The organism is Roseomonas genomospecies 6 (assembly GCF_008365375.1).
Classification (GTDB): domain Bacteria; phylum Pseudomonadota; class Alphaproteobacteria; order Azospirillales; family Azospirillaceae; genus Azospirillum.
This window is the reverse complement of the sequence record NZ_QOKW01000022.1, coordinates 49,993-76,746: the sequence shown is the minus strand read 5'-3', so window position 1 is coordinate 76,746 and position 26,754 is coordinate 49,993. Positions and strand designations below refer to the sequence as shown.

The following is a 26,754-nucleotide window of genomic DNA, read 5'->3' as shown; positions in this document are numbered from 1 at the left end:
GAGTGCAGCGTGACCGTCCCGGCCTGCTTTGCGCCGGGGCGGCAACAGACACAGTAGGATGTCGGTCAGAAGATCGGCAGGGTGAGCAGAATGAAAATCGCGAACTCCATTAAAAACCATATCGGTGAGACCGCCCTTGCCGCCCAGGCGCGCGACGACCTGAAGCAGATGGTTTTCGGTCAGGTCGCCTCGTCGGCCCTGATGATGACCCTGGTCTCCGCGCAAATGCAGGCCAAACAAGCCGAGTACGACCGCATCGCGAGGCCGCTCAGCGCGCTTTTTGAGCGGGCGAACCGTGAGATCGCTTCCGGCCGGCGCCTGACACCCGAGCAGGCAAAAATGCTCGCCCGCACGACGGCCACGGCGTATCTCGACGCCGCGGCGCTGCTCCACGAGCGGAACTTGGCGACATGGGATGAGACCGGCGAGAGCAGCCAGTTCGCGGCTCTGATGCGGGCGTTGCGTGAGCAAGTCGAACGCCACCAAGGCTCGTCGCGCGATCTGTGCGCCGTCGTTCAGCGTTGCCGCATTTTTGCCGGTTTGGCCGCAACCACGCCGCCGACTGTGACGGCGCTGATGGCGCAGTCCAAAGGCAGCCTTGAAGAGGCTATCCGTGCAGCCAAAGGGGAAAAGGACCGCCACACGCGCACCGCCGCGGCTCATCCGTCGGCGGAATACGCCCAGCTCCACCAGGCCTTCGCGGAGATCGCGGCCGATAGCGCGCGGCGCCTTGAGGAGGCTCGTGGCACGGTCGCGCAGCGTCTTGGCGCCGCTGGCCTGGACGCGGCCGAGGCCGGCGTGAAGCGCATGACGGCGACGGTCGGCGAGGTCGTCGGCAGCATTGCGCGCCTGGGGAGTTGGGGCGGTCGGAAGGCGGCGGAAGTCCCTGCCCCGGCCACGCCCGCCAAGCCGGTGGAGAGCTGGATCGAGCGTCGGACGGCGGAGTTGGCGGCCGCGCAGCGGAACACGCTCAAGCAAGCCCTGGCGACCAGGGACAAGCTGGCAGCGGGATTGGCGAAAGGGATAGTGGTGCAGGCGGCGTGAACGCCAATCACCGACATTCGAATAGCCTGATCACCTCTCCGGTTTCCGGATCCAATCCATCATCGGTCAGCCACAGGGGTGGCTCTTGTGGCTGACCGATGCACAAGACGGGTTGCTGAGCCATCCGGGAACGAGGGTTCGACGTCCAGGGTTTCCCGTCAGGCATCTTGCGAGCCCTTTGCTCGGCCTTGGCTTCTCGGATGGTCTGACATTGGCGCAGCATCCTTTCTGTATAAGTAGATTCTCTCGTCTTTACACCGCTCAGATCTAAGCGGTCTGTGGATAACTCCGGAGCCGGCTTTTGGCGCCGGGGAATCGACTCGTAAAAGGGCTGCACCAACTTGGTCAGCTCGACGTAGATACCGACCGGCACACCACCCTCGCGGATGATGTCGGTGGTCACGTAGGCGTCGCCCGGGATGCCGCCGGGCAGATCGCCCCGCAGCTCGCGCAGCCAACGCTTGATGGTCGCCGGCGATTTCTCGACGGCATCACACAGGGCGGCATTGGTGGTGGCCACGAACCCGCGCTCTCCGCACATCGCGCGCAGGATCACGAGGAGGCGGACGGCGCCGCTGCTAATGCGGCTGTCGCGCGCGACGGTGGTCGCCATGGCGCGGGCATACTGGCGCTTCCGGACCGGTCGGTCTCGAAAGACCCGGCGAGGAGCGGGCGTGGCCACCCGATGCTGGCGGCGTTCCTGGACGCGCTGCCAATCCTGGTCGGCATCCTCCCAGCTGATGCTGCCGGCGCTGATGGCGGCGTAGTAGGCCGGGGTGCCGAATTTCGGCCGTGGCGTCGCGGTGGCGGACAACATGACAGATCTCTCCCGTGGCGCCAGAGGGCGCGGCGTCGGTCAGGTGCGGGAGATCGCTGCGGGCGAGCCACTGGTATTATCGGGAATTAAAAATTCCCGATTTCCCTTGGCCGTCGAGTCGAACTGAGCTAGGATCTGAATGCCACTTCGGATCTAGCGCGCAGTCCAAGACGGCCGCAGCGATCTGTGCAAAAAGCCCGCCTTCCCAGGCGGGCTTTTTGTTGACTACGACATCGGAGCCTCCAGCGTGAAAAGGTCGGATTGCCGTGTCGCGGTGCCTTCCAGCACAACGTCACGCGGCGTAAACTCGATCACAACGCCGTTCACTGGCGGTCGCCCACGGCCTTTGCGGGGCGAGATGTTCTTGTCGGTGAACCGGAACCGGTATTGCGGGAGGACATCGGTCTCCGCAATGGCCCGCAATTCATCTGCGAACTTCCTGGGCAGCATGGAACAGCCAACTTGCTTGTGCAGGCTTCCCAAGTCGATCTCCCAAAGTCGTTCACCTTGGCAATTCACATGCGCCAAGTCATACAGGCGCCGAGCGATAGGGGTGAGGCCGAAATACTCCGGAACCAGTTCAAGTTGGTTAGCGTCGCCCAGCATGGACTCATAGAGCCACTTGCAGAGAACAACTCGGATGAACCGCAGGCGAGGCTTGCCTTCTTCGTCATCGACGAACTCCAGCATGGTCCCGTCGGAAAGCCAGGAGAAGTAGCCTTTGATCGTGGTACGGCCAGACTTGATGTTGGTCTTGACCATCGTGCCCTTGAGCCGATCCACCATCTCTTCGATGCGGTCGTAGCCTCGGCCCGAACGATCCCTGCCGGCGATCCGAATGAAGTCGTTAGCGGTGAATATAAAGGTGCGTTCTTCCTCACTTGATCCTGCCTTAGCCGGATCAATCTCGCCGTTCTTGATCTTCTGGGCCATGAGGCTGCCGACGTACAGCAGCAGGTCGCGATCATAAATGGTCGCCAACCCCTGACCTTCGAGGGCCTTCATCTCGATCTTGATGGCACCATCCTGGTAGGTGAGTTCGCGGCGCTTGGCTTTGCGATCAAGCTCGAAAAACGGATTCGCGAGGAAGTGGCTGACCGACTTGACAGCCTTGGTGAGGGGGCTGTCGAAATAGGGCAGCAAAGAGGTCTGCATGGGCATACCCTCCTTCGCCTGTTCCTTTCGTGCCCTCGCCATCATACCGCCTCCACTCAACCATCAGACGCAGTTTCTGATTGAAGCGGGGCCAGAGTCCAGAGGGTCGATGCGTGCCTTGGGGGACAAAAACCCGTCGAACTTCAAAATCTTGTAGGCTGCCGCCCGATGAATGGCCAAGCTCGCCCGCCGTGGTTGATCGTGTTGTTGGCCTGATCTAGTGCGTCTGCGTGCTTTGGGGGACAGAAATAGGGTTCCATAGGATCAAGCAAGCCACCTGGGGTTCGCTGCGTCACCCGATTCCATGACGATTCTATCTTCCGATCTGGATGATTGTGCTTTGGGGGACGAAAATCGAAGCGCGATCTGGGACGATGCCAGTGTGGTGCTTATCGGGGCGGCCAATTGTGCTTTGGGGGACAAAAAAGACCTCATGGCAGGGATCGACATGTCCAGGAATCGGCATCCTGCGGGCAGTTGGCCCGCGGCTGAACATCCGATGGGACGCGATTGTGCTTTGGGGGACGGAATTAAAAAAATTCAGGAAATTCCGAGAACTCCGCACTTACCCCACGAGCCCAACCGACCGCAGCAGCACGCCCGGCCCGATCCCAAGGTAGCCTAACACCACCGCGGCGGCGGCGACCAGGATCGCTAGGCTGACCAGGGATCGCAGCGCCTTCAGCGCCACGATGACCACCAGCACGACGACGGCCAGGACGATTGGGTTGCTCAGATCGACGATGTCCATGGTCAGGCTCTCCCTTCGCACATGTCGGCCGCGGTCTTCTTGATGTCGCCGACGCGCGGCGGCGGCACCCGCACCTCGACGCGCGCCAGACCGGCTTCCTGCGTGCGGGCGCGCTGAGCGCGCTTGCGTTCGGTTTCCATGACCCGGGCCCTGACGGTGGTGGCCGGTTTGCCAAACAGGGTCAGCACGCGCTTGGCCGCCGCGCCGATGGCGCCGCGAGCCAGAGCTTCATCCTGCGAAGTGTCGAACTCGCCGTCGTCGCTGACGGCCACCCGCATGGCCATGAGCACCTTCTGGCGGCCGTGACACGGATCGATGAACCAGGCGACCGGCCCGTTGGGCGTCGCCATGACGTGCAGTTTGCCCGACACGCCCTCCACGTCGATGATGACCGATGGGCCGCTGCGGGCAAACGCGAAGTGAGGCTCGCGCAGGAACAGGCCGCCGTAGCTGTCCTGGACGTAGGTCTCTCCGAACCCATACCGGTCCATGCGCGCGTCCCAGAGCGCGTCCTCGAAGATCTCCAAACTGCCCTTGGCGGTGCGGATCGCGACGATGATGCCGAGGTCGGTCGGGGTGGCCACCGGCGCTCGCCCAGGGTCGGGCGTCCAGTCGTCGTAGCCCTTGGCCTCCGACAGAAACGAGCGAACCACATCGCGGGTGACCGCGATGTGGCCGCCTCGTGCGTCAGGCAGCCAAATCCAGTCGCGGTCGGCCTTGGCGTCGTGAATGAAGTAGGCGTTGGACATGATCACCTCCCTGGTCAGGAGGTCATCTGCGCACGGGATGAGGGGCAGTGTGCATGAGCGCCGGCTATCGCACACGGCATCACAGGATACCGGGACAGCAACCGGTTCGCCGCAGTTCGTGAGAAAGGTTCGTGGAAAAATTTACGGACCTTTCGTTAAATACGAACCCAGATTCCGGCTGTGTCAGGCATCATTCGGTCGTCGTCACAATCTCGCAAGCGGCGGAGGGGACCATGCCGAACAACAAGGACACCAGCTTGGAGGTCGCTCAGATGAAGGACCGCGTGGAGGCCCAGATGGGGCATCAGCGCACGCAAATCGAGCGACAGGCAACCTTCGCCCGCGCGGGGATCGCCAAAAACGAGAAGATGAAGGACTCCAACGTCATTCGCATGGCGAAGAACTTGTACACCATCATCACGCAGGCGTGTACTGCGGCTCGTGTGGGTGGCGGGCATCTGACCAAGTCCGCCATCACCGAGGCGGCGTGCATGGGGAGCAGCAACGGCAAGAGCGGCGCCTTGGAGCGGTTCACGCGCGATCCGCTGTCGGAGGAGAAGACACGGGGCCGCCTTACCCAGAAGCCTGCCGGATACCTGAAGCTGGCGGAGGCGGCGACCAAGCTGGCCGGCCTAGACTCCGACGGCGTGGTCGTGGCCCTGGTCCAGGGGACGACGCTTGCCGAGGGCATGGATGCGCTGCCGGAGAACTCAGAAGCCGAGCATCTCGTCATGCTCTCCGCCGCCATCCAGGGGCAGGCGCGCCGCATTGCAGAGGCGACCGGCCTTCCCTGGTACTACGACACCATCGAGCGTCAGGGGCTGGCGCCGAACGGCAACACCTGGGAGGCGGACTACGAGTCCTTCATGTGGGAGTGGCAGACTGTCCCGCGCATCGAACTGGTTACGGAGGAGTTGGCGGTCTTCTTCGGTGACTGGTGGCCGAAGAAGGCGGACGGGACGCACGGTGAGGTGCAGCGCATGGCCGTGTGGGCTTGCCGCCGCATCGGCTTGGCCCTCGCTCCCTTCGGTCCCAAAAGGGAAGTGCGCGCTTATCTCGTGCGACGGCCGGTGCTCGCCGTGACCTACATCCCCAAGCCGCGCAGAGAAGGCGTCCCACTGTCTTTGACTGATCTTTCGGATTTCATGATTGATGGCACGTTTGTAATAGGCATGCCGGACCACCAGGGGCATGTCTTCTCTAGGCACGGCACGTTGAGGGTCTCCATCGACGATGCGCAGGCCATCCGGACGGTCTGCCACTGTGAGTCCAGCGACTATCCAGGCGATGACCACGAGTTCATCGAGGTCTCCCCAACAAGCTTGGCATCGGTCCTAGACAGTGGCTTCCCGGACGCCCGGAATATCCACGGCGACGCGCTCAGGCTTCCGAAGGCCGATGTTACGCTTTCTCCGCCAGGCACTCGCGCCGCGAGCCTGGAACGGGATCTGCGTCTCGGTCAACATTCAGACGAGGACGGGAGAACGCTCATGGTGCGCTTGGAGGAGCGTGCCCGGGAATATGTTGAGGGGTTGCACTCGTGGATGTACGAGAAGGCCGCCCGCATCGAGGACGATCTGGTCCGGATGGCTGGAGGTGTGCGATGAGCGCCGCCATCCTGACCATTGACCACGCTCTGGCGGCGCGCCCTAGCGCCTTTCCGGCGATGTCCGGCCCGAAGCCTACGCTTTACCGCGGTGTCCGCATGGCGTCGCGCCTGGAGAGCCAATGGGCCGTTTTCTTCGACAACCGCAGCATCGCGTGGGCCTACGAGCCCCACCGGCTTCGCCTGTCCGGAGAGGACACCGACTACTTGCCGGACTTCCATCTGCCTGAGATCGGCACCTGGTTCGAGGCGAAGGGTGGCCTGGACCTGCGCCTCATCGCCAAGCCGATGGCCCTCTGGGAGCAGGTGACCAGAGTCGGTCAACGCGTCGCCATCGGCACGTCCAATGGTCGGGTTGCCGTCCCCTGGCGCCGTGCCGACGGAGCGGTCTCCATGGCGGGCGCATGCGCGTGCTGCTCTCGTTGCGGAGGAACCTGGTTCGCCAACCCCGAGGACCCATCGGCGGGCATGTGCCTTTGGTGCGGAGACGCCGACGGCGGAGTGGCATCGGTCAAAGCTGCGGCGGCAGCTATCTCTGCAGGGCTAGTCCCCGGGTGGCCCGGCGGCTTCGATCCCACCCATTACCGATCGCTTGTTGAGGACGCCTGACGCGCCAAGGTCCAGAGGTTCGTGGCGAAAACGTGAAGGGCGCCCGAAGACGCTGTTCGCTCATGGAGCCCGCGCCAGTTCCTCGTCCACCTGTCGGGAAATCAGCGCGACAAAACGGTCCCGCGCGTCGTGCAGGTCGATCTCGATCCGGGATATGGCGCGGCCGACCCGCTGGCCGAGACGCTCGATGTCGTCCCGCTTCTGACGTGACTTCGCCAAGCCGGTCAGCTCGACCGAACGGGTTTCCTGGCGGACGGCGTTCTCGTTGCGTCGGTCGTCGTAGGACGTGAAACCGGCGTTGCCGCTGACCCACTCGGTCTGCTCGACGTACACCGGACCCTCGAATTTCTTCTCCAGCAGCGTCCGCGCCTTGAGGCCGGACATGTAGGTTTCGGCCATCTTGGCGCGGAGGTCGTGATAGGCGGACAGATACTGGCGCCAGTCGTCCTCGGACGTGTCCTGGCCTGCGCGGACACGCTCCGCGAACCGGCTCTGGAAATCGTCTCCGTAGATTTTGGACTTCTCGATGGCTTCGGTTCTGACCATGTTGGCCTTGATCCACATGCCTTCGAGATTCGGAGCTTTGACCATCAGAGCGCGATGGTTTGGAACCGTGGTTGTCGCAACATCGTAAAGAAGAGTGGCGCGCTGGAGCTGTGTCTTTACGCCCCTCAGGGCGTGGAAATTCGGGTCGGTCAGGGTCGCCCGACAGCGCGTTGCGTGGTCGGCCAGGGCGGCATGACCACCGCGACGAAAAGCCTTTGCCGCGAGATGCAGATGGGCGCCGGCAAGCGCCACGGTCAGGCGGTTTCTCATCTCTTGGGTGACCTTCGGCTTGGTCCCTGGAGCCGCCATCGTCTTCTCGTAACGGCCGATGGCGTTGCGCAGGTCGCGCAACGCCATCCACGTCACCGTCTTATTCAAGGGCCCCTGGGCGTCGGTCAGCGCATGCGAGGCAAAGGTCTTTGCCTGTTTCAGTAGCTTGTCTGACCGCTCAGGGCTGGGAGATGCCTGAGCCGACTTCAATGGAGATGACTTGATGCGCATCAGACCTTCGCCTTTACCTTGCGCGTGATGCCCAGGCGTTTGAAGGACTCCTCGTAGTGAGCTTTCCCAAACTCCCAAGGGTCGATGGTGTTCTGCATGCCATACGGCTCAGCCCAAATCTCAGCCGCCGCCTGGAAACCGTGATGGAAGTTCCACCGGTCTTCCTCGCTCAGCGTGTCGAGATAGGCTTCCAGTTCCTTGCCAAAGCGGTTGTCGTTCCAGGCCTTCACGCCCGCTTGGCAATCGGGATCGTTCACATACAGGCGGCTGAGGCCCCCCTGCATCTCGTCCAGCGCGTTGACCTGCGCTTCGAACTCGCGGTCCTCCGCGCGCGCCTTCTCAAGCTCAACCTCGCTGTTAAGGATGCGCTCCATCGCCTCGGGCGACATCTGGCTCTTCTTGGCGAAAATATTGTGAAAGAATTCGGTGATGTTGTTCAGCATGGCGCCCTCCCTTGGTCGGCTTCTTTATTATCTGCGCACCCTATTAAGATGGCGACGGCCGACCAGTTTTGGGGCAGTCCTTGGATCAGGCTGCCCAGGCGTAGGAGGCGCCACTCGGATCAACCCGGCGTCCACGTTCGTACCAGACGCTGCGCAGGCCCGGCGCGGTCTCGGCCGGTCCGCCGCGGCGATGCAGGGTGCCGTCCTGGCGGTAATCCTCGCAGCCGTCGCGGTAGAGCGTGCGGGTGGTGGTGCCGGACGTCCATTCCAGGTCGCCGTCGCGCGTGACGCGGTGCGGCGGCGGATCATCGAACTCGCCGGCATCGACACAGCGCTTGGCTTCGGCAATCAGCGCGGCGCGCGCGGCGACCTTGTCGCCCAGCACGCCCATCTTCTGCGCCTCCTTCAACAGCAGCAGCTCGCGGCGAACCACCTCCTCGCCATTCGGCGCGCGCAGCAGGCCGGTCAGGTAGCGCAGTTCCTGGTCGCGCGGATAGCTCATCACCGAGGCCAGATGCATGACCAGTTCGCGGCGACGGTTCGCGGGCGCGGCCGGTGCCTCATGGCTCGGCGGAATGGTGCGGACAGGGCGGCGGCCGAGATTCATGGAGGGCATGGCACTTTGACTCCGGTCGGTGTGTCTGCAGATGAGTATGGGGCAGCCGCGCGTGTTTCGGGACGTGCCGGACCGGGACCGTCCCGGTCAGATTCAGGTGACCAGGGACATCACGAAAAACGCACCAATGATGGCCAAGCCGCCCTGCAGCCAGCTTTCCATCCCTCGTCCCCGGCCACCGACAGCCTCCAGAATTTTCCAAATGCCGATCAGCGCCAGGACGAGGGCGATGCCCATACCGATGTCCCCGAACTTGCCCTTCGGCACCGAGCCGTGCGGCGTCGGCTGCACCACGGTGCCCTGCTGCGTGGTCGCGCTCGGGGCGTATTGCGGCGTCGGGGCCGAACTTTTTCCGGTCATATCGTCAAACGCGCTCATTCGTCCCTCCCCTCGTTGACCCGTGGCAGACCTTCTTTTTCGAAAAGGTCGTCGAGCGCGCGGGCGATGATGGCTTCCTTGGTTGTCTGGTTCAGCTTGGCGAGCTGGGTGATCAGATCGGAGGTGCGCGGGTCCAAAAACCCGCCGACGAATTTCCGGTCTGACCGCGGCTTGTCTGATCGTTTCTGGGGCATGATGGTGTTGGTGGGGTTCACCGGTGGCCGCGCCACCGGTGAACCCTCACTCTCCCTGATTACTTGGAGCGGTAGCGGAAGTCGTTGTCGCCTGGGATGCGCAGCGTGGCGTCGTCCGGCCCGCGCAACAGCACCTGGAAGGACACGGCGGCCATCTTGTAAGCGATTTCCGACTCCTTGGTGATGCGGCCATCCTCCAGAGCCTTGTCACACTTGGCGGCGGCGCGCAGCGCGTAGACGCCAGGCTGGCTGGCGGTGAAGGTGCCGCTCCACACCGGGGCGGTGATGCCGACAGGCCGCAGGTCCTGCTGACCACCGGTGTAAATCGCGCGCTCGGCAGTGGCCACGACGGGATGCTCAGTGCCCGAGCCGTCGGACACGTACACGCTGACCGAGCACTTGTCCCCCGTCATGTAGTCCCTGGTAGTCGCGTAGGCCTGGTTGGCGGCCACGACAGCGATGGTGTAGTCACCGGCCTTCGGCGCGACGAGACGAGTGTTGGCCAGGTAGGACTTGCCCCAGGTCTTGCCCCCGAACCGGAAGTGGTCGCCCAGCGTGAACTTGCTGTTCGCCCCGGACGGGAAGGTCATGTCGATGTCCTGCTCGCTCGCGGCGTCGCGCGCATAGACGTCGATGAACCAGCCCGGCTTGGTATCCTTCAAGTCGAGGTTCGGCAGAGCCTCAGCGACGCTCTTCCGGCCACCGAGCGTGATCGCGCCCGCGGTCGAGCCGCCAGCCACGGAGAGGCCGGGGTACTGGTTGATGTCGAAGACCACCTCGTCCGGCTTCAGTTCAGAGAAGCCGTTCTCGCCCGGGCGTTGGACCTTGAGCTTCACGTCGGGCAGCAGGGCAACCTTGTTCTTGTCGCGGTTGACGGCGGGGCCAAAGAACTGCGCGACGATCTCCGGGCTCTGCTCGATCTCGGTCGTGTTGAGCGGGTTGCACACGATCGAGATCTGCATCTCCTGCAGACCCGCCGCGGCGATCTCCACCGGCCGGTCCATGGCGACCGTCTCCACCATGCCACGCTTGCCGGCGATGGACTGCACGGGCTGCACGTTGGTCAGCGGCACGGGCGTGCCGTTGTCGATGGCGGCAATTGACGGCCAGCACTGATGGCCGACAATCTGCTGGCCCGAGGTGATCACCTCGACCGCGAAGCGGTAGGCGCCGGCCTGCTTGGCGTCGAACATGCCGCGCAGGGTGTACTGCGGCAAGAACCAGCTCTGCGCCACCGGCATCATCGAGTAGACCTTGTGCAGGTCGAGCGACGAGGTATCCTTGTGGGCCCAGCGGGCGAAGCGGTCGCGGATCGGCTGCGTGCCGTCGAGCGAACCCGGCATGCCGGCGTCCACCACCCAGCCGGCGGCGTACTTCGGATCGGGCTTCGGCTCAGCCGGCTTCGCCGGGGCGGCCGCAGCGCCCTTGAGCGAGACGCCGAACGGGATGGCGTCGGTGCCGGTGTAGGCCAACGGAGCGTGGCCGCGCGCGGTCTTGCGGATGATGGTCGGGGCGTCCAGGCCACCAATCAGCACGTCGCCATCCACGAGCGCATCGACGGTCGGCATGGCGACGAACGGGTCCTTGCCGGCGGTCAGCTCGGCGGCTAGCTTCTCGGCAGCCGCTTTGGCGTCCTTGGAGACCTTTTCGACCTCGGCCGCCAGGGTGGCCGGATCAAGCTTCTTCGCGGCAGCGGCCGGGGCGCTGGTCAGGCTGGCGGCCTGCGCCGCGTCGGTCACCTTGGTGATGGACACAGCCGGGTTGGCCTTGAGCGCGGTCACGGCGAGCGCCGAGTAGCCCTTGACGGTCTTGCGGACAGCGACGCTGCCCCACGGGCCGGACACCACCACATCGCCGGCGGCGAGGTCATCGACGACCGGCAGGGTGGCGATGGGGTCCTTGCCGGCGGCCACGTCGGCGGCGATCTTGTCGCAGACCGCCTTGGCGTTCGCCTCGGCGGCGACGCACTCGGCGGTGATCTTGGCCGCGTCAGCCGCGGCGTCGGCGTGCGCCTGGGACGCGATGGCGGTCATCGCCACGCCAGCCAGCAGCACGCTTCGGATGATGGTGTTCATGTCGGTGTTCCCCCGAAACTCGAATTCTGCTCATTCAGTTGCGCACGGCCGCGATCACTGCCGGATCATCACTTCACCGGCGCCGGAGGCGCTGCGGTCGAAGCTGCCGGGATCGCGCGAGGCCGGAGCGGACGAGGTGCTGTCGCGCACGATGCGGCTGGCGTCAAAGCCCTGCTGCTTCGAGCTGTCACGCACGACCGAGGTCTCGTCGAAGTCCTTCGGCGCGCCGGTCGTCTCGCGCACGACCGAACCGGCGTCGAAGCCCTTGCCCTCGCCGCCACGCACCACGTCCGGCTTGGAGGTGCTGCTCTTGCCGCTGGACCGGGACGGTGCCGAGGACTGGGACTTGGAGGCAGACTGCGCCTTCTGCACGGCTCGCGGGGTCTGCGCCTGGCCTTCCTGTCGCACCAGTGTGGACGACACGTAGCCGGTGATGGAGCCGGTGACCGGATCACCGATGGCCAGCCACTTGCCGTCCGAACTGGCGCCGAAGCTGTGGACGCGGTCGCCGTCGTTGAGATGGCCGACGATCTTGGCGTTGGCGCTCGGCTCAGCGCGAACATTGACCGCGGCGGTGGCGATGTGCGGCACGGTTCGGGCGGTGGCGGCACGACCCGCCTGAGCCTGATCGGCGGCACCCTGGACCAGGTAGGTGTTGCTGGTTTCGCAGGCGGCCAGCGTCAGGACGGCGGTGGCGGCGAGAAGGACATTGCGGATCATGTGCATGGGATTCCCCAGAGGTGAAATTTTTCTCTGGGGGTCAGATGCGCACGCAAAAAAAATGGGGCCGGGTATTTCCCCGACCCCAGAACTCCACCGACGGTTCTATTTTTATCCGACCCTCAGAACCCTTCCAACGGCTTCACCGTAGTTGGTGGAGCCTGGCGCGGCGCCACCGGCTGCGGCTGTGCGGGCTGCGCCGACGGCGCCGCGCCACGAATCACTGTGGACGGCGACGGGGCGACCGGCGTTACCGACACCGGGCCACTCGGCATCGGCGCACCAGGACCGCTCAGGACCGGCTGGTAGGCCGGCATCTGCGGCGCCTGTGGTGCGGCCTGCGGCATCGGCTGCTGCGTGGCGAAGACGTTCTGCGGAGGCGGCGACGCCGAGCCACCGCCACCACCTCCGCCCCCTGGGCCGCCGGTGGCGAGGAGAAACACCGTCGCTCCGGTGGCAAAGAGCGCCGTCCAGAACGCCATCTTGAATGACCGCTCGTGTTCCCAGAGGTCGATCCCGGTGACCAGCATGGCGCGCATGTTCATCCCCCTCAGAAGAAGCTCTTGTCGTCCCGGTCCGCCGCCGGCGGCGTGTACCCGGAACGAGGCGTGGAGGCACGCGGCGCTTCGGCCTGACGGACCGGGGTGGGGGCTGCCGCCGAGACACCGGCGGCGCCGGCCGGGGTGAGGATCAGCTGGCCATCCACGAAGTCGGCGACCACGCGCTTGATCTTGCGATCATTCACACACTCGATGAAGGCATCGTCACAGACCTTACCGAGCCAGCGGATGACCCCTCGGGTGGACGTCTGGCCGAAGCGCTCGGCGCCCTCGACCAGCAGATCGAAGAAGCCGTCGCCCACGTCCACGACCTCGCACTCGTGGCTCTTGGCCAACTTCTGGAAGTGGAGCATGACGATGCGCGCACGATCTTGGGTTGTGAGCCCTCGGGTCGTCGTGATGACGTCCAAGCGCTCCATAAACTCGGGCGCCATGGTGTCGGACAGGACGCGCCGGGCGACGACCTCCAGCTCCTCGCCGTCGGTGATCTGCTGGGCGGCGTCGGAGAGTTCCTTCGCCTTAAGGTTGCTGGTTAAAATAATCACACAACCAGAAGCCGAGTGAGATTGCATCGAATATTGGTCTTGGAATTTCGCTTCGTCGAGCAGCTTCAGCAGCATCTTGGCGACTGGTGCATCCTTAGTCGGGCACGCCTTCTCGAATTCGTCGAACAGGATGACGCCTTCGCCCTTCATCTTGATCAGGTAGTCGGCGATGACGCCGCGCGAGGAGCCGGAGTAGACCGCGGCCGAGCCGACCAGCGACGCGAGCGCCGCCTCGCCCGTTCCCAGATTGCCGCAGTCGATCTGCAGCATGTAGTCCTCGGAGCCGAACATGGCCTCCGCGATGGCCTTGGCGGTCTCGCTCTTGCCTGTGCCGGTGACGCCGGAGATCATCAGGTTGATGATGGTGCCCTTCTTGACCCGGCGCGCGGCCTTGCGGGCGATGATCTGGCTGACGTAGTCGGCGATGTGGTCCTGACCGATGACGCGGGTCTTGATCTTCGCCGCGATGGTGGCGGCGTCCCACTTGCGCGTGTCCTTCTCGGCCTGCTTCTGCTCCATCTTCGACTGCAGGCGGGACATGAAGTTCGGGTTGTTCATCAGGTCCATGTTCGGGTCTCTCCCGTCGGAAAAAGGTTCTCCCGGATCACATGCGCACGCAGCGCCCCGATCAGCCGCGCCGAAAAAGTAATTATTCAAACAGAGAGGGGGCCGGCGGTTCGACCGCCGGCCCCCTCTCTGTTTGACGCGCGACGCTCTCAGGCGTCGGCCTTCATGATCCCCAGTTTCCTGTTTAGCTTGCCCGCCTTACCCTTCAGGTGATCTTCCAGGCTCGGGCCGCGCGCTGCCTGCGCCGCTGCGCGCGCCGCTTCCTCGGCCACCATGTCGCGCTCTAGCAAGATGCGTCCTTGGTCAACGTCGTAGCTCGCGAAGGCGTGGGTGATGCCCTCGCGCGCGGCCTCGATCAGGCTCTCGCCGGCGACTTCGGCCACCCAGCGACTGGCCTCACGAACGCCGATGCCGTGGCTGGCCGTCTGCCACTTCTCCATCGCGCGCATCAGGAACTCGTCCAGGCCTTCGCCGCCCTCCTGGTTGATGACGATGCCGTGCTCGGTCTGCACCGACTGGCAGAACAGACGCCACACGATGGCCGCCTTGCCCATGTCCTCGACCGGGCAGATGACCAGCGGCAGAGTGACGCGGCCGGTCACGTCTACGCCGATCTGCGCGTTGCCGAGCGCTGTCTTGCGCATCTCGGCCAGCAGATGCTCCAGGCCCTGCTCGGCGTGCTTTTTGTGGAGGTCCTTGGCCTCGCTCTCGGCGATGCTGCTGGTCAGCACCACGAAACCGCGGCTGGCCTTGCCCTTGACGCCCAGGATGGTGCCGTCTTCCAGCAGGCGTGCCATTTCCGTGCCGAACGAGCCGCTGGTGAGCGCGGTGCCGACGCGGTCGATGCCGTCCACCAGCAGGACGGTCAGCGGGTTGGCCTCATACGCCTTGGCGATGTCGTTCCAGTCCACCGAGCTGTCGCCGGCGCAGTCGATGCGCTTGACCGTGCCCTTTTCCCCAAACATCGCCTGCGCCATCATCTCTGCAAAGCTGGAGCGGCCGGACGAGGACGGTCCGGCGAGCAGCAGACTCAGTGGCTCGACCGGGTTCTTCTTCGCGACGTGCCGCTCGACCGCGCGCGCCACCGCCTCGTTGAGCGCCTGCTGGCCGACGAAGCGGTTGTTCAGCCCAGCCTCGACAGCGGCACGCGTCACCGTCGCCAGCATTTCCTGGCGACGCTTCTCACGCTGCTCGGCCTTGACGCCCGAGGTCAGGCTGGCCTTTATGCCCTTGCCCAACAGGAGGCTGGCGAGTGAGTCGGGGAGCGCGCCATGCTTGGCGAGGATCATGCCAAGCATATAGAGCCAGGCACCGGCGGCCACGATGGCGAACAGCCACCACATGCTCGCCAATTTCGGGGCCATGACGGCGACCGCGACCGAGATGGCAACGCCGATGATGATTGCCTTCATGTTCATTTTGCGTCTCCCCGCCCCGACTTACTGGACCGCGAAGGTGAGGGACTGGCCCTCTTCAAGGTAGGGCGCCGGCATGACACCGCCCGGGGTCATGATGCCCTGGGTGACGCCGCCGCCGCCGTCGATCACGCCGGTCACCGTGACCACCGTCTGGCCGCCGCCGACCGGAATCATGACGTACTGGACACGATTGACCAAGGCGACCTGCACGGCCATGCCGTTGGCGGAAACCTGGATCACATCGCCGTCTACCACCACGTCGTCCCAAAAGCCCAATGCCTTCATCTGGACCTTGCCGTCCAGGACGGCCTTCTTCATCTCTTCGCGCTTGGCCGGCTCCTGCACGGTCTGATCGATGTAGGGCAGCGCGACGCTGACCGGTATCACGTCGAGCTTCGACAGCACCTGGGCCTTCTTGCTGGCATATTCGTCTTTGCGCGTCTGCCAGTCTTTATCGGAGAGCTGGTTGTCGCTCTGCGCGATGGCGGCGGTCCACATAGGGCCATCACCGACGGTCGTGGTCAGGCCCGGCACCGGCGATGGAGCGGCGCTGGTGGCCGGCGCCATGGACTGCATCGCGCCGTAGCCGATGCCGGCGACCAGGGCGATGGTGGCGACCAGGCCACCGATCTTCTTCGCCATACCCGAGCCGGAACGCTCACCCTCGGCCTGGGTCGTATTGGGAGCCTGCGGGCGCATCTCGCGCTTCCGCTCCGGCTCGCGCATGTTCATCTTGGGGTCCATGTACGGTTCCTCAGAATGGAAATATCTCTGAGGTCATCTGCGCACCGATGCAGCTGATGCGGTTCGTCCCGCGCTTCCCCCCACCCAGTTGCTTTGCTCGATTGCCTTGTTACGGTCCGTGCGACGTCGGTAGAGGGAGGAGAGCGTGGGATACATCGTGTTCGACAGGAGCGACGTTGAACTCGCGGCATGGATCCGGGAGAATCCGGACGGGTACCTGCTGAACACTCACCGCAGGAAGACCGGAGCCGATCTCAAATACATGGTCCTGCACCGCAGCCAATGTCGGCACATGAATAAGTACACGGCGCATAATGCTAAGCCCGGCGGATTCACGCAGAACGACTACATAAAAATCGGCTCTACGGACGTCAGATCATTACAGCTCTGGGCGCTCAAAGCGGGCCAGGCCGATGGCTCATTCACCTCGTGCTGCACTGAATGCCTGAGGGATTTCCACCCGCCACGGTTTATCGCGCCATCCGTCAGCCTTGACGGAACGATTGAGGGTGAGGAATTCGTCGAGGGCGCAGCAACGAGGATAACCGTAAACAGGTACGAGCGCGATATTTCTGCCAGAAAGAGATGCATCGAGCATCACGGGGCAAAGTGCGCGGTCTGCGATCTGAAAATGGAGGATCGTTATGGCGAGCCTGGAAAAGACTACATAGAGGTCCACCACAGGACGCCGCTCTGGCAAATCAGAGAGAGCTACGTCGTCAACCCGATCACCGATTTGGTTCCCGTTTGCCCGAACTGCCACGCGATGCTGCATCGGCAAAGTCCGCCGCTTTCGCCGGAGGCACTGCGGGAACGGTTGAAGGCTGACAAAAGATATTCGAAACAAGGCCGCTAATGTCACTGCCGTCGCACGACAACACGCAAAACGAAACGGGGAGGCTCTTGCCTCCCCGTTTCGTTAATCGCGGTGTGATTTTCCTCACGCCGCGGCATCCTCTTCCTCCGGCCGGTAGCCGACATGTTCGAAGACCTCCTCGAACATCACCGGCAGCGCCTCGGCGCGACGACGACCGATGGCGTGGATGAGCACCGAACGCTCCAGGGCCGCGAAGTCAAGATCGAGGTCCTCGTCGTTTGCCGGCGGCTGGATGGACACGCCGCCGATCTCGCCGTCCTCCAAGCCGGCGTAGAGGTCGGTGTCGGCCATGCCGGGGTCCAACTGCAGCACGGCCTCCAGATCAGCGTCGTCGAGACCGGCGAGCGGGTTGTCCTCGATCGGCTCGGACCGCCGAACCACCGGCTCGGGCATGTCCTCATCGAGCGCGTAGGACCTGACCTCCTCCTCCATCTGGGCGAAGCTGAAATCCTCCACTTCGTCGAAGGCCTCACCGGCGACGCCCGCCTCACCACCCATCACCGCGATAAGACGGTCAATGTCGTTGGCGGCGACCACCGGTTCCGCAGGAGCCGCCAGACGCTCACGCTCCAGCTGAGCCTTGCGCTGCGCCCACAGCGCGCCGACCGTCACCCGAAGGCTGGCGTCGGGCATCTTCGGCTTCAGGCCTTTGTTTTCCGGGCGAAACGGGTTGGGCGCCGCAATCGAACGGAATTCTGAGCGCTTGTAGTAGTCCGCACGACCGCAACGCAGCGGGTTCTTCCCGCTGATGAACACCAGAGACTGCCAAGCCGGGAGGCGCATCACCTCGCCGGGCATGATGAGATCACGGCCGGTGGTTTGCGTCGAGATACCGGTCGATTCACCGCCGCGGGCGTTCATCGGCGCATGGAGGGCGTCGCTGTTGTTCTCGCCGGTGTTTGTGGACTTGGTCAGCACCGTCGTCTTGTCGGCCAGCTCGCTGACAAACTTGGCGTCGATGGGGCTCTGCGCCCGGAAGAAAACACGGGCGATGGAGTTGGTGCACCACTTATCCAGGATTTCCTTGCCGGCCGCCTTCTCGGCACCCGGCTTGGACTGGAACACCGCGCAGAGCACGATGCCAGCCGACCGGCCATACTGCAGCGCCTGGTCGTGCACCAGTTCCAGGTTGCCGAGCTGAACGATCTCGTCCAGCATGTAGAGCACGGGATTCAGCTCACCGACACGCAGCTGATACCCGATGAAGCTGGCGACGATGACCCGGATGCAGGCCGGCGCACGAGCCGCATCTTCCGGCAGGAAGTTCAGAAAAACCGAAGTTTTCTGGTCGAGCAGATCACCAACGCTGAAGGAATTGGACACCACCAGCCGGTTCAAGCTGGGATCGGCCAGCCAGGAGACGCCGTTGCTATAGGAAGCCCGCGTTTTGCTAAAAACCTCAGCATCCATCTTCGCAAAGTCACCGAGCAGCTTAAACAGGGCGTCCAGAATGAAGTTCGGACGGTCGCCGGTCTGGAAAGCCTGCTGAATGGCAAGGCCGGCAATCGAATGAACGTTTTGGATGTCCTTCACCATCTCCTCGTCGGGACGGGACAACCAGTTCACCACCGTGTCCAGCGTCGGCCGGGGGCCTTTGCGTCCATCCTCATGCCACTGATGAAAGACCCAGAGGATCGCCGCCTTGGTGATGTCGCGGGACTTGCCAACCCAGAACGAACCATCGCCCGAGGCGTCTGGCGGGTTCACGAAGAGCGACGCCACGATGACGTCGGCCGCACCGATGATGTCCTCGCGCGACGGGTCAAGCCACGACAGCACATCGAAGCCATGCGTGTTCTCGCCGGCCTTGGGATCAAGCCAGAAGACCTTCTGTCCCAGCCGCTCCGAGCGGTGCTTGGCGACCTGTGCGCGGATCTCACCCTTGGGGTCGTAGCAGAACAGGCTGTACGGCCAGAGCAAGCAGTTCGGCACCACCACACCCGACGTTTTACCGCCGCCGGCGCCGGCCATGAGGGTGATCGCGCCGTTGCCGACGGGGTTCACGCGGATCAGTTTCCCGGTGGGAACCTCCTCTTCGGTGGCCGCGGCGACACCGACCACGAACGGTCCGTTCGGATCCACGATGGGCCCCGGCTCCAGCACCTCCTCGAAGGTCGCCCAATCCGCCGAGCCGTGGGTGTCGTCGTTCTTGGCGCGCACCACGTTGACCTGCTGTCCCTGCCACTTGGCGCGCAGGCGCATCCCGAGATCGACCCAAAGACGATGACCAAAGATGTTGAGACCAGCGGTCACCGCCACCATGATGACCAGGAAAATGGTGCCAACCGCGAAAACCCAGCTGCCCGGGTGCCAGCCGATCAGCAAGGCGATGGTGGAATAGCCGCCCATCGTGGAGATGTCGTCCAGGGTCGAATACAGATACCAGGCCTGGGCAAGGCACAGCACCTGCAGCATCCAGCGCTGCATCAGGCGCGCTTGGACAAGAAAGATTGAGATGCACCAGAAGAAGAACGGATTGCAGAGGTCGATGAGGCCCCACCAGGTGATGGCATCCATCCACAGCGGGGGAGCGATGTACTCCTTCATCAGGCCCGGCAGCATGAAAAATGCCAGCAGCGGCAGGCCATAATGAAGGAGAATCGCGAACAGGCCGGAGTGCCTCATTCGTCGTCTCCGGCCGCCTGGAGATGGCGCGCGGTGCGGGTCGGCTCAGGCCAGGTCAGCTCCAGACCGAGCAGGTCCGCGGCTTCCTTTGCGAGCGCCGTTGTCGGACGGACGATGGTGCCGTAGGCGAGCTTCTCGCGGAAGGGCACGCTGTAGTTGGCGATCTCGCGGAGCATCTCACGGTTCGGCAGGCGGGTCGCCATGGTGAGGATCTCGGCGGCCTCGTAGAAATCCAAGAACCCCGGCTCGGACTCGACCTTCAGCCGGCGCTTTTCGTCCGTCGGCCAGGCGTTCAGCAGGAACCTGACCGGCACGCCCTCACGCACGACCGGCGCGACGGTGTCCAGAGTCAGCCGGGCGCGCAGGTAGCTGTCGTCCGTCGGCATCACCGGGATGACGACCAGGTCCGCACGAGCGCCCAACTCGACGTCGAACTCGGACCGGTTCGCCCCGCCATCGACGATCAGGATCAGGTTGTCGAGGCGGTTCTCTGCCTGCGCCTTTGCGAGAACGCGAGACAGCATATCCTTCCCGCGCACTGCGATGTACGGGCGCTTTTCTTGTTTGATGAGGCGCTCCTCATCGTCGCTGGCCACGTCCGTGTGGTACAGGACGATCAGGTTCGGCTGACCATCCGGGCGCAGCGCGCGCGACAGGCCGAACGCGATGGCGTGACAGGTGACCCCTTTCCCGGCACCGCCCTTCCTTTGACTGACAAACACGGTCTTCATAACTTTTGCCCCCTTGGCTTGAGTGTTCCCTCAGGCCGCGAGCAACCCATATTCCCGTGCCCTGCGTTTGACCTCGGTCTCGATGATTTCACGGACGAGCTGCGACGGTTTCAGGACGATGGCCTCGCGGTCCACATTGAGCATTTGCGCACGCCGCTCGACCTCGCGTGCGGTGACCTGCTCGACGAGGTCGATAAAGGAGGCCTTCACGCGCGATTGAAGCAGCACGTCCTTTTTGTCGGCCGCCGCCATCTTGGGGCGGCCCTTGGGCCGTTCATCGGGAGGCACTGACGCCATTTCGGCCTGCTTCGGCGCTTTCCTGGCGGAGGCGGCCTTCTTGGGGGCGGGCGTATCCGTCACAGCCTGCTCGGCCGGGCTCACCACTTTGGCCGCCAGCTCTTTCAACGCGGCCGTCGCTGGGGCGAACGCACGATCCCCCTCGCAGGGCGTGCTCGAAGGATCAACCAAAAGATCGTCCCACGTCGTTTTGGCCGCCGCCGAGGTCTTGTCCATTGCGTTTTTGTCAGTCTTGGCCATCGCAGTTCCCCAAAAAATACATTCCCGTCACAACATATTCGCACAGGAACGTGTAACCCGTATTATCTCGTCGTACAAAAACTGACGCTGACCGACGTTGCCTGTCAAAAAATCCATCCGGGACGGTCCCGGCCGCTGTGCCACTGCGCGCAACTGAGGACTGGCATGATCCAGCCAAGAGTTTTTGCGCCGAGGCCGCTCCCATGAAGACCGCAACACGACGGAAGACCGCACCAAAAGCGCCGACCACCCGGCTGGCGAAGCCGTTTCCCGGTTTTCCGGAAAATCTGATGATCGACGGGCGCGCTCCTCGCTGGGCTCGGTTGACGCGGCTCTATCGGGCGCCCAAGACCGACCGGAAAGCGGTGACCGGCAAGCTGGCAAAACTCCGCTGGCACGCCATGGATGAGGCGATCAGGGATACCAAGATCCTCGTCAAGGTCGTTCCGCCTGAGGCGCAGAGCGGCCTCAAGAGGCTCGCCCAGCGGCATTCCCTGTATATGGCCGTCGAGCGCCACGCCGCACAGATGTACCGCGCGCTCGACCGCGACCGTCCCAAAGCCGCCGGCGTCGCCGAGGCGAAACTGGCCCGTCTGGTCGAGCAATGGAACAAGCTGGCGAAGGTCGATCAGGAGATTTTCGAGGCGGTCATTCCGGTCGAGGCGCGGCGGCCGCTGCGCGATCTGGTCGTCGGTGTCGGCGCCCACGATGTCGGCGTCACGATCTACCGGCAGCGCCAGATCGAGGACATCGGCAAGCTGCCGCTGACTACGGCCGCGCTCGACTTCGAGATGGGAGCGCCGGCCATCGAGGAAGTCCGGGCGCTGCCGATCTTGGACGGCAAGAAGCTCAAGACGCGCAACGTGGCCGACGACGACGTGATGCAGGCCATCCGGCAGCGCCGCTGGTACTCCGAGATGCCGTCAGCGGCCGTAGAGATCATCGAAATGAGCTGCCGCACTGACCTCCAACTGTCGATCGAGGCCGCTGCACTCCGCCTGGAGGAGGCCAAGGCTGCCGGCGACCGTGAGGGGATGCTGATCCACACGGGCCAGCTCCGCGCGATGATCGACATCTGGAACCAGGAGTCGAAGCAGAGCGCGTTCTTCCCTCGGATGCCGACCTTCGACGTCGCGTTCCATCGCGCCTACCGCGCGCGGGTCGCGCAGCCCGACAAACCCGCCTTTCCGGGCCACAAGGTCCTCGTGCTCGACCCGGCGGACGGCGACGGCCCGATGGTCGTCGTCGGCAACTGGCGCGACCTGCCGACCATGGCACAGGTGATCGGCGAGCGCGCCAAACAAGCTCTGCATAACGACCTGGGCCGGATTGCCGCGGAATGGAAAAAGAAAAACCCTCACGGGGAGCGCATCGCGCCGGTCATGGTCGATCCGAAGCCTCCACAAGCGCAGCCGCAAAGGACAAACGACGCTTCGCGCGATGTCTCGGCGTCACGGGTCGATCCGTTCGCCCGCCCGGCGTTCGACGCGTTCGCCGCGCCGGCTAAAGCCACCGCCAACCCCCAGGATCCGTTCGGACCGAAATGGGGCTCCCAGCCCAAGGACGACATCCTGGACTCCCTGTTTGGAGACAACGACAAATGATGGGACGCACGCACGCACATCGCGTTCAGCCTCGCTTGCGTGACGGGCGCGGTTTACGCCGGCGCAATGCCGGTGGATTGGTTGCCGGTGGCGGGTGCTGCCGCTGCCGTGGGATCGCTGCTGCCGGACATCGACGAGCCCGAATCAAAACTCGGCCGCGTCTGCGTGCCGCTGGCCCTGGTAATCAAGCTGCTGGTCGGCCATCGCACACTCACCCACTCCGCCCTGGCACTCGCCACCGTAATCCTGCTGCCGTGGATATGGTTGTCCGGAGAGTTGGCTATCGCGGTGTCCGCCGGAGTTGGTATCGGCTACGCCTCGCACCTTCTGGGGGACGCCATGACGCCGCAGGGCATCCAGCTCGCCTGGCCGCAGCCGGCCCGTTTCTCGCTGCGCTGGTTCCGCACCGGCTCGGCCGAGGACCATTTGGCGTTTTTCGGTCTATCGGCCGCCTCGATAGCCGCTGTGCTCAGCATGGTATAAAAATATAGAATAAAAAAATAGCCCGCGGTTTCCCGCGGGCTGTAAAGGCTTCTCTCTTAATTGGCTTGCCCATTATGCTTGCCATCCGCTGGGAGTCAACGAGAATCTCGAATATTATCTGAGACAATCGATTGAGACCTGTGCGCATATATCTGAACAGCACGTTTCGCGCTTTCCAATGAGGCGGTTATGATGCTCGGGTGAAGGAGGACCTGCCATGGCGACCGAACACGAGATGCTGCAAGATTACTTTTCCGGCCCGGACCCGTATATGGCTCTGGCGATGGACCGTTTTGCGCAGCAACGCCTGGAGCAGGACCGCGCGCTCGACGACAAGAAGCGCTTCGACGACAAAGCCTTCGAGGACGCCAAGCTCTGGACCGACAAGGTCGAGAGCGATCAGCGCGTCCAGCAGCAGATCGACGAGGGCAATCGCCGTTGGCAGGAGGACCAGCAGGCCATCGCGCGAGACCGCCAGCACGCTGAGGAAAAGGCCTACTGGAAGAGCCCGGAGGGGCAGGCCCATTCCTTCATGAATGAGGCGAACGCGCTCGACATAGCCAAGAACCACATCATCGCCACGGGTGTCGGCGTCGCCGTCGGCATGGTCGCCGGCCCGGTGGCCGGGATTGCCGCCGGCAAGCTGGCGAACGTGGTTGCCCTGCAGGCCGACACCAAGGATCTGCTGAAAAATTACCGAGAGGCCAAGGAGCTTGAGAAGGAACTCAAAGAGGAGGAAGGCTCGTGGGTGCCGAAGTTACTTCGTTCCTAAAGGTCCGGCTTGACGGCGTGACCCGTCGCGACTTCACGCCGCCACCGCCGAAGACCGAGGCGCCGAAGCGCATGGGGCGTCCTCCCAAGGGCGACGCCGCCCTGCTCGGCCAAACCGTCAAAATGACCAAGGCCGACCGGGAATTCGTCGAGGCGGCGATTGACCGCGAATTTGATGCAGCCTGCGGCGCGGCGCGGGAGGCGGGCACCGAGGAACCAAAGCGCCCGAGTTTTTCGGAATGGTCGCGTCGGGTTCTGCTGCAGGCTGCCGCCGGGTAACCGGATTTTTCGACCACGCCATGCAACACAAAGGGGGCCGGAACGTGAGTTCCGGCCCCCTTTGTGTGTCGATGATCCGGCGGATCAGCCCATCAGATCAAAATCGGCCAAACCTCCTCCAGCCTCGGCGGCGATCTCCTCCTGGCTCGGGAAGAGCGATGACCCTGATGACCCTGCCGGGGGCTGCGGGACGACGGGCGCCGGCTGTTCGACGGTTTTCGCCAGCACCGCGGCAACCGACACCTCGATGGCCTTCGGAACAGCAACGGTCACCGCCTCTTCGTTTTCCCCTCCAGCGGTGGTGTCCACCTGCGCGACAGGCCCGTGATCGGGTTCGACCGGCGCACCTCCCTCCTGCTGGAAGGCGCGCATCAGGAGACCGCGCAGCCATTCCTGGCCACGACCGGACCGCACGGCGTTCTCCTCCTCAAAGCGGCGATGGATCGCCGCCTCTAGGGGCTGGACGGGTGACAGATAGACCGTCACCCGCACCGGCTTTGCACGCTCTATTTTCTTGCGTGGCATGCTCGCCTCCCTCAGCCCTTCGCCCGGCCCCACTTGAGCATGCCATTGGCATTGCTCATCTCGGCGTTGGGCAGCGTCTCTACGTTCGGCCAGAGATCGCCCAGCCCGGGGAACAGATTGACGCTGCCGCCGACCAGCAGGATGCAGTCGAGATCGGCCGCGCGGTCCTTCAGCACCTTCTCCAGGTGCCGGCGGATGCGCTTCTCGATCTCGTCCTTGGCTGCCGCGACGATCTCCGACACGTCGATGGGCTTGCCGTACGCGGTGATGCTGCCGGTGCGCGCGGCGGCCTCGGCCTTGGCCAGGTTCATGGACGAGGCCAGCCGCGGATAGGCCGACACGATGTCGCGTTCGATGCGGGCGTACATGTCCAGCGCCCCGAGATTGACGCTGCCCGAGGCCCGGCCATCGATTGTGCGGCCACCCAGGACCACGGTCACGTCGGTCGTCCGCCCGCCGATGTCCACGACGCCGATGTTCGTGTCCTTCGCCACGCGGAGCGCGCCGGCGTCGTCGTAGGCCCAGTCCACCCACGTCGAGACCGCCTGAGCGACGACACGGACGCGGGAGATGGTGACCGGCTCGATCTTGTCGAGGCCGCAGAACGCTTCCACCGGCTTGGAGAGATTGGCGATCTTGCGCGCGATGTTCTCTTCATTGCGGCTGCCGTCGCCACGGAAGAATTCCTTGACCGGCAGGCCGACGACCAGATCGACCGTGCGTCCGGCCAGACCCAGCCGGTGCAGGGCGTGGTGCACGGCCACGAGGTTCAGCGTGGAGTAATGGAAATTGTCGGTGTCCGTGGACTCGGACCTGCCGACCGCACCAGCGGCTTCGAACACCTCGCCGTCCACCTCGTAGACGTCAGCGCCGGGGCCGTCCATGGCCACGTCGCCGGACGGACCGGCGCGGAAGCGGGTGGGGAGAACGACGCTGCGGCCGTCGGCGAGCGCCTTGAGCTGGGCGTAGCCGTCATCGACGACGGCGAGGATCGGTTTGTCCACCAGGCTCGCCCCGGCGGCCTCGGCGACAACGTCCTTCTTGGCGGTCTGCTTGCTCATGGTTGCGACACCTTATTTTGCTGTTTGAATACCGTGCGGATCAGATGCGCACGGTTTCCGAGGCGTCGCACGCGGAGTGCCCGGGACGGTCACGCCCCGCGGGCCGTCGCACGGGGCTTGGCCGTCATAGGCTCACTTCAGCACCGTCTGGAGCCTCGTCATGCATCTCAGCCAATCCCTGCAGCGCCGCCAGCCCCTGAGCTGGAACGACCTCCAGACGACGGTCAGCAACACCGGCGGCGCGCTGCGTCAGATCAAGGAGATGCCCGAGGACCAGATCGGCTGGCGCCGCACGGATCTTCACAGCCTGGCTTCTCGCATGACCGGCGCCGAGCCGGACAGCCAACTCCGTACCCTTGTTGTCCAACGGCTATCTCTGCACGACCGCGAGACCGAAATTCGATTTTCTGGAATTTCCGCCGAGGACCTGCTGACCGATCCCGAGGTTCACGCCGGCCGGGTCGCGGAATATCTCACGGTGCTGGCGCGCCGCTACACGGCTGACGCCAGCATGGCCGGGGCACACTGGGAAGAGCCGCATCTGGTGGCCTACGAGCAGGCCCGGCACGCGGAGCGGATTGGACTGGGTCGTCACGATGTCGAAAAACTGGTCCTCGGACGGCTGGCCGCTGCGCTCGACCGCACCGCCGATGTGGATGCTCTCGGCACAGTTGTTCGTCGCGCCGTCAGGAACATGCCCGACCTGGAGGACGATCTGCGCCTGGCCGCGGCGCAGCGCCTAGGACATCTCACCGAAACCAGCGCGCTCGCCGGGATCGAACTGCGCCACCCGGTGATCTGGCGGTTGCTGGACCGGGACGACAAGCGGCTGCGTGAGACCGTGGCGGCTGAGGCCCCTGAGCTGCTGCACGCGTTCGGCGCCTACGGCGTGACCGACAGAGTGTCGATCACGATGCACGCCATCCTGCAGCCGGGCACCTGGCAGGCGCTCGACGAGCGCCGCGTGGCCGAGCTGGCGACGTGGCTCTGGGTGCGCCATCACGCAGGCGAGCGCGCCGGCGAACTGTGCCGCGAGATCGCCGCCGGACGCGCCGGCATGGACGAGGTGATCGCCGCCGGCGCCGACGCGGAACCCGCCATCCCCTTCTGACAACCGAAGCCGAAATCCCGCGCGCATATGAGCGCTTGGCCCTCCCGACAGCCGGGACGGTCACGGGCCAGTGCGCCCGGTTCCCAACCCACGCGTGAGACACTCCACGACA

General features: G+C 64.3%; 28 protein-coding genes and 1 pseudogene. 9 read left to right on the top strand and 20 right to left on the bottom strand.

The window, feature by feature from the left end:
• The first annotated feature begins 90 nt into the window (after positions 1 to 90).
• Positions 91 to 1,044: a hypothetical protein gene (locus DS843_RS22860; protein ID WP_149471141.1), complete on the top strand. Its 954-nt coding sequence runs from the start codon at positions 91 to 93 to the stop codon at positions 1,042 to 1,044.
• 7 nt (positions 1,045 to 1,051) lie between these two features.
• On the opposite strand, the gene DS843_RS22855 is transcribed toward DS843_RS22860, so the two are convergent.
• The 4 genes from DS843_RS22855 to DS843_RS22840 form a co-directional block, all read right to left on the bottom strand.
• Positions 1,052 to 1,861 carry a hypothetical protein gene (locus tag DS843_RS22855; protein ID WP_149471140.1) on the bottom strand — a complete coding sequence of 270 codons (810 nt, stop codon included), beginning with the start codon at positions 1,859 to 1,861 and terminating at the stop codon, positions 1,052 to 1,054.
• Between the two features lie 225 nt (positions 1,862 to 2,086).
• Entirely contained in the window at positions 2,087 to 3,016 is a 930-nt protein-coding gene (locus DS843_RS22850; protein ID WP_167525423.1) for a replication initiator protein A, read from the bottom strand.
• Positions 3,017 to 3,581: 565 nt separating this feature from the next.
• On the bottom strand, positions 3,582 to 3,767 hold the full coding sequence (locus DS843_RS22845) for a hypothetical protein (RefSeq protein WP_149471138.1): 186 nt from the start codon (positions 3,765 to 3,767) through the stop codon (positions 3,582 to 3,584).
• A 2-nt stretch (positions 3,768 to 3,769) separates the two neighbouring features.
• Positions 3,770 to 4,516, bottom strand: a complete 747-nt coding sequence (locus DS843_RS22840) for a hypothetical protein (protein WP_149471137.1) — start codon at positions 4,514 to 4,516, stop codon at positions 3,770 to 3,772.
• A 233-nt stretch (positions 4,517 to 4,749) separates the two neighbouring features.
• Between DS843_RS22840 and DS843_RS22835 the strand changes: the two genes are divergently transcribed.
• Together DS843_RS22835 and DS843_RS22830 are read left to right on the top strand one after the other, a co-directional pair.
• Positions 4,750 to 6,123 carry a hypothetical protein gene (locus DS843_RS22835; protein WP_149471136.1) on the top strand — a complete coding sequence of 458 codons (1,374 nt, stop codon included), beginning with the start codon at positions 4,750 to 4,752 and terminating at the stop codon, positions 6,121 to 6,123.
• On the top strand, positions 6,120 to 6,731 hold the full coding sequence (locus DS843_RS22830; protein WP_149471135.1) for a PDDEXK family nuclease: 612 nt from the start codon (positions 6,120 to 6,122) through the stop codon (positions 6,729 to 6,731). The genes DS843_RS22835 and DS843_RS22830 overlap by 4 nt, the downstream gene beginning before the upstream one ends.
• Positions 6,732 to 6,791: 60 nt before the next feature.
• Here DS843_RS22830 and DS843_RS22825 read toward each other — a convergent pair whose 3' ends face one another.
• The 11 genes from DS843_RS22825 to DS843_RS22775 form a co-directional block, all read right to left on the bottom strand.
• Positions 6,792 to 7,778 (bottom strand): hypothetical protein, encoded by a 987-nt coding sequence (locus tag DS843_RS22825; protein ID WP_149471134.1) that lies wholly within the window; start codon positions 7,776 to 7,778, stop codon positions 6,792 to 6,794.
• Positions 7,778 to 8,221: a hypothetical protein gene (locus tag DS843_RS22820; protein WP_149471133.1), complete on the bottom strand. Its 444-nt coding sequence runs from the start codon at positions 8,219 to 8,221 to the stop codon at positions 7,778 to 7,780. The genes DS843_RS22825 and DS843_RS22820 overlap by 1 nt, the downstream gene beginning before the upstream one ends.
• 85 nt (positions 8,222 to 8,306) lie before the next feature.
• Positions 8,307 to 8,837, bottom strand: coding sequence for a hypothetical protein (locus DS843_RS22815; RefSeq protein ID WP_149471132.1), 531 nt, complete (start codon positions 8,835 to 8,837; stop codon positions 8,307 to 8,309).
• Positions 8,838 to 8,930: 93 nt separating this feature from the next.
• Positions 8,931 to 9,215 carry a hypothetical protein gene (locus DS843_RS22810; protein ID WP_149471131.1) on the bottom strand — a complete coding sequence of 95 codons (285 nt, stop codon included), beginning with the start codon at positions 9,213 to 9,215 and terminating at the stop codon, positions 8,931 to 8,933.
• A complete protein-coding gene (locus DS843_RS22805; protein WP_149471130.1) occupies positions 9,212 to 9,430 on the bottom strand; it encodes a ribbon-helix-helix domain-containing protein in 219 nt (72 codons plus the stop codon). Before DS843_RS22805 ends, DS843_RS22810 begins: the two co-directional genes overlap by 4 nt.
• A 38-nt stretch (positions 9,431 to 9,468) precedes the next feature.
• Positions 9,469 to 11,484, bottom strand: a complete 2,016-nt coding sequence (locus tag DS843_RS22800) for a hypothetical protein (RefSeq protein WP_149471129.1) — start codon at positions 11,482 to 11,484, stop codon at positions 9,469 to 9,471.
• A 54-nt stretch (positions 11,485 to 11,538) separates the two neighbouring features.
• Positions 11,539 to 12,204 carry an SH3 domain-containing protein gene (locus DS843_RS22795; RefSeq protein ID WP_167525422.1) on the bottom strand — a complete coding sequence of 222 codons (666 nt, stop codon included), beginning with the start codon at positions 12,202 to 12,204 and terminating at the stop codon, positions 11,539 to 11,541.
• 122 nt (positions 12,205 to 12,326) lie between these two features.
• Complete coding sequence (locus DS843_RS22790) at positions 12,327 to 12,743, bottom strand: hypothetical protein (protein WP_149471127.1); 417 nt, start codon at positions 12,741 to 12,743, stop codon at positions 12,327 to 12,329.
• An 11-nt stretch (positions 12,744 to 12,754) separates the two neighbouring features.
• Positions 12,755 to 13,876, bottom strand: a complete 1,122-nt coding sequence (locus tag DS843_RS22785; protein WP_149471126.1) for an AAA family ATPase — start codon at positions 13,874 to 13,876, stop codon at positions 12,755 to 12,757.
• A 149-nt stretch (positions 13,877 to 14,025) separates the two neighbouring features.
• A complete protein-coding gene (locus tag DS843_RS22780; protein WP_149471125.1) occupies positions 14,026 to 15,294 on the bottom strand; it encodes a P-loop NTPase family protein in 1,269 nt (422 codons plus the stop codon).
• 21 nt (positions 15,295 to 15,315) lie between these two features.
• Complete coding sequence (locus DS843_RS22775) at positions 15,316 to 16,038, bottom strand: hypothetical protein (protein ID WP_149471124.1); 723 nt, start codon at positions 16,036 to 16,038, stop codon at positions 15,316 to 15,318.
• Positions 16,039 to 16,183: 145 nt separating this feature from the next.
• Between DS843_RS22775 and DS843_RS22770 the strand changes: the two genes are divergently transcribed.
• The gene (locus tag DS843_RS22770) at positions 16,184 to 16,894 is read left to right on the top strand and encodes an HNH endonuclease (RefSeq protein ID WP_149471123.1); all 711 of its coding nucleotides are present in this window, start codon (positions 16,184 to 16,186) and stop codon (positions 16,892 to 16,894) included.
• An 84-nt stretch (positions 16,895 to 16,978) separates the two neighbouring features.
• Here DS843_RS22770 and DS843_RS22765 read toward each other — a convergent pair whose 3' ends face one another.
• From DS843_RS22765 to DS843_RS22755, 3 genes are read right to left on the bottom strand one after another with little or no spacing between them, the layout of a single operon-like run.
• A complete protein-coding gene (locus DS843_RS22765; protein WP_149471122.1) occupies positions 16,979 to 19,540 on the bottom strand; it encodes a type IV secretory system conjugative DNA transfer family protein in 2,562 nt (853 codons plus the stop codon).
• On the bottom strand, positions 19,537 to 20,271 hold the full coding sequence (locus DS843_RS22760; RefSeq protein WP_149471121.1) for a P-loop NTPase family protein: 735 nt from the start codon (positions 20,269 to 20,271) through the stop codon (positions 19,537 to 19,539). Before DS843_RS22760 ends, DS843_RS22765 begins: the two co-directional genes overlap by 4 nt.
• Positions 20,272 to 20,301: 30 nt before the next feature.
• The gene (locus DS843_RS22755; RefSeq protein ID WP_149471120.1) at positions 20,302 to 20,808 is read right to left on the bottom strand and encodes a hypothetical protein; all 507 of its coding nucleotides are present in this window, start codon (positions 20,806 to 20,808) and stop codon (positions 20,302 to 20,304) included.
• Between the two features lie 203 nt (positions 20,809 to 21,011).
• Between DS843_RS22755 and DS843_RS22750 the strand changes: the two genes are divergently transcribed.
• The 4 genes and pseudogenes from DS843_RS22750 to DS843_RS22735 all read left to right on the top strand — a co-directional run bounded on the left by DS843_RS22750 (position 21,012) and on the right by DS843_RS22735 (position 23,945).
• Entirely contained in the window at positions 21,012 to 22,412 is a 1,401-nt protein-coding gene (locus DS843_RS22750) for a hypothetical protein (RefSeq protein ID WP_149471119.1), read from the top strand.
• A gap of 15 nt (positions 22,413 to 22,427) precedes the next feature.
• Positions 22,428 to 22,895, top strand: a pseudogene (locus tag DS843_RS22745) (metal-dependent hydrolase); the annotation flags it as partial.
• Between the two features lie 217 nt (positions 22,896 to 23,112).
• Complete coding sequence (locus DS843_RS22740; protein ID WP_149471117.1) at positions 23,113 to 23,667, top strand: hypothetical protein; 555 nt, start codon at positions 23,113 to 23,115, stop codon at positions 23,665 to 23,667.
• A complete protein-coding gene (locus tag DS843_RS22735; RefSeq protein ID WP_149471116.1) occupies positions 23,640 to 23,945 on the top strand; it encodes a hypothetical protein in 306 nt (101 codons plus the stop codon). The genes DS843_RS22740 and DS843_RS22735 overlap by 28 nt, the downstream gene beginning before the upstream one ends.
• 84 nt (positions 23,946 to 24,029) lie before the next feature.
• On the opposite strand, the gene DS843_RS22730 is transcribed toward DS843_RS22735, so the two are convergent.
• Both DS843_RS22730 and parM read right to left on the bottom strand, forming a co-directional pair.
• Positions 24,030 to 24,470: a hypothetical protein gene (locus DS843_RS22730; RefSeq protein WP_149471115.1), complete on the bottom strand. Its 441-nt coding sequence runs from the start codon at positions 24,468 to 24,470 to the stop codon at positions 24,030 to 24,032.
• Positions 24,471 to 24,481: 11 nt separating this feature from the next.
• Positions 24,482 to 25,531 carry a ParM/StbA family protein gene (parM, locus tag DS843_RS22725; protein ID WP_149471114.1) on the bottom strand — a complete coding sequence of 350 codons (1,050 nt, stop codon included), beginning with the start codon at positions 25,529 to 25,531 and terminating at the stop codon, positions 24,482 to 24,484.
• Positions 25,532 to 25,691: 160 nt separating this feature from the next.
• Between parM and DS843_RS22720 the strand changes: the two genes are divergently transcribed.
• Entirely contained in the window at positions 25,692 to 26,642 is a 951-nt protein-coding gene (locus DS843_RS22720; protein ID WP_149471113.1) for a ribonuclease H family protein, read from the top strand.
• The last annotated feature ends 112 nt before the right edge of the window (positions 26,643 to 26,754 follow it).

What these genes read in the sequence shown, in the direction of transcription:
- DS843_RS22750 (WP_149471119.1), top strand. Translation starts at nt 21,012, where the DNA reads ATGAAGACCGCAACACGACGGAAGACCGCACCAAAAGCGCCGACCACC.
- DS843_RS22820 (WP_149471133.1), bottom strand. Translation starts at nt 8,221, where the DNA reads ATGCTGAACAACATCACCGAATTCTTTCACAATATTTTCGCCAAGAAG.
- DS843_RS22740 (WP_149471117.1), top strand. Translation starts at nt 23,113, where the DNA reads ATGGCGACCGAACACGAGATGCTGCAAGATTACTTTTCCGGCCCGGAC.
- DS843_RS22765 (WP_149471122.1), bottom strand. Translation starts at nt 19,540, where the DNA reads ATGAGGCACTCCGGCCTGTTCGCGATTCTCCTTCATTATGGCCTGCCG.
- DS843_RS22830 (WP_149471135.1), top strand. Translation starts at nt 6,120, where the DNA reads ATGAGCGCCGCCATCCTGACCATTGACCACGCTCTGGCGGCGCGCCCT.
- DS843_RS22815 (WP_149471132.1), bottom strand. Translation starts at nt 8,837, where the DNA reads ATGCCCTCCATGAATCTCGGCCGCCGCCCTGTCCGCACCATTCCGCCG.
- DS843_RS22760 (WP_149471121.1), bottom strand. Translation starts at nt 20,271, where the DNA reads ATGAAGACCGTGTTTGTCAGTCAAAGGAAGGGCGGTGCCGGGAAAGGG.
- DS843_RS22780 (WP_149471125.1), bottom strand. Translation starts at nt 15,294, where the DNA reads ATGAACATGAAGGCAATCATCATCGGCGTTGCCATCTCGGTCGCGGTC.
- DS843_RS22790 (WP_149471127.1), bottom strand. Translation starts at nt 12,743, where the DNA reads ATGCGCGCCATGCTGGTCACCGGGATCGACCTCTGGGAACACGAGCGG.
- DS843_RS22850 (WP_167525423.1), bottom strand. Translation starts at nt 3,016, where the DNA reads ATGCAGACCTCTTTGCTGCCCTATTTCGACAGCCCCCTCACCAAGGCT.
- parM (WP_149471114.1), bottom strand. Translation starts at nt 25,531, where the DNA reads ATGAGCAAGCAGACCGCCAAGAAGGACGTTGTCGCCGAGGCCGCCGGG.
- DS843_RS22800 (WP_149471129.1), bottom strand. Translation starts at nt 11,484, where the DNA reads ATGAACACCATCATCCGAAGCGTGCTGCTGGCTGGCGTGGCGATGACC.
- DS843_RS22730 (WP_149471115.1), bottom strand. Translation starts at nt 24,470, where the DNA reads ATGCCACGCAAGAAAATAGAGCGTGCAAAGCCGGTGCGGGTGACGGTC.
- DS843_RS22825 (WP_149471134.1), bottom strand. Translation starts at nt 7,778, where the DNA reads ATGCGCATCAAGTCATCTCCATTGAAGTCGGCTCAGGCATCTCCCAGC.
- DS843_RS22810 (WP_149471131.1), bottom strand. Translation starts at nt 9,215, where the DNA reads ATGAGCGCGTTTGACGATATGACCGGAAAAAGTTCGGCCCCGACGCCG.
- DS843_RS22835 (WP_149471136.1), top strand. Translation starts at nt 4,750, where the DNA reads ATGCCGAACAACAAGGACACCAGCTTGGAGGTCGCTCAGATGAAGGAC.
- DS843_RS22755 (WP_149471120.1), bottom strand. Translation starts at nt 20,808, where the DNA reads ATGGCCAAGACTGACAAAAACGCAATGGACAAGACCTCGGCGGCGGCC.
- DS843_RS22795 (WP_167525422.1), bottom strand. Translation starts at nt 12,204, where the DNA reads ATGATCCGCAATGTCCTTCTCGCCGCCACCGCCGTCCTGACGCTGGCC.
- DS843_RS22860 (WP_149471141.1), top strand. Translation starts at nt 91, where the DNA reads ATGAAAATCGCGAACTCCATTAAAAACCATATCGGTGAGACCGCCCTT.
- DS843_RS22840 (WP_149471137.1), bottom strand. Translation starts at nt 4,516, where the DNA reads ATGTCCAACGCCTACTTCATTCACGACGCCAAGGCCGACCGCGACTGG.
- DS843_RS22775 (WP_149471124.1), bottom strand. Translation starts at nt 16,038, where the DNA reads ATGGACCCCAAGATGAACATGCGCGAGCCGGAGCGGAAGCGCGAGATG.
- DS843_RS22720 (WP_149471113.1), top strand. Translation starts at nt 25,692, where the DNA reads ATGCATCTCAGCCAATCCCTGCAGCGCCGCCAGCCCCTGAGCTGGAAC.
- DS843_RS22855 (WP_149471140.1), bottom strand. Translation starts at nt 1,861, where the DNA reads ATGTTGTCCGCCACCGCGACGCCACGGCCGAAATTCGGCACCCCGGCC.
- DS843_RS22845 (WP_149471138.1), bottom strand. Translation starts at nt 3,767, where the DNA reads ATGGACATCGTCGATCTGAGCAACCCAATCGTCCTGGCCGTCGTCGTG.
- DS843_RS22785 (WP_149471126.1), bottom strand. Translation starts at nt 13,876, where the DNA reads ATGGACCTGATGAACAACCCGAACTTCATGTCCCGCCTGCAGTCGAAG.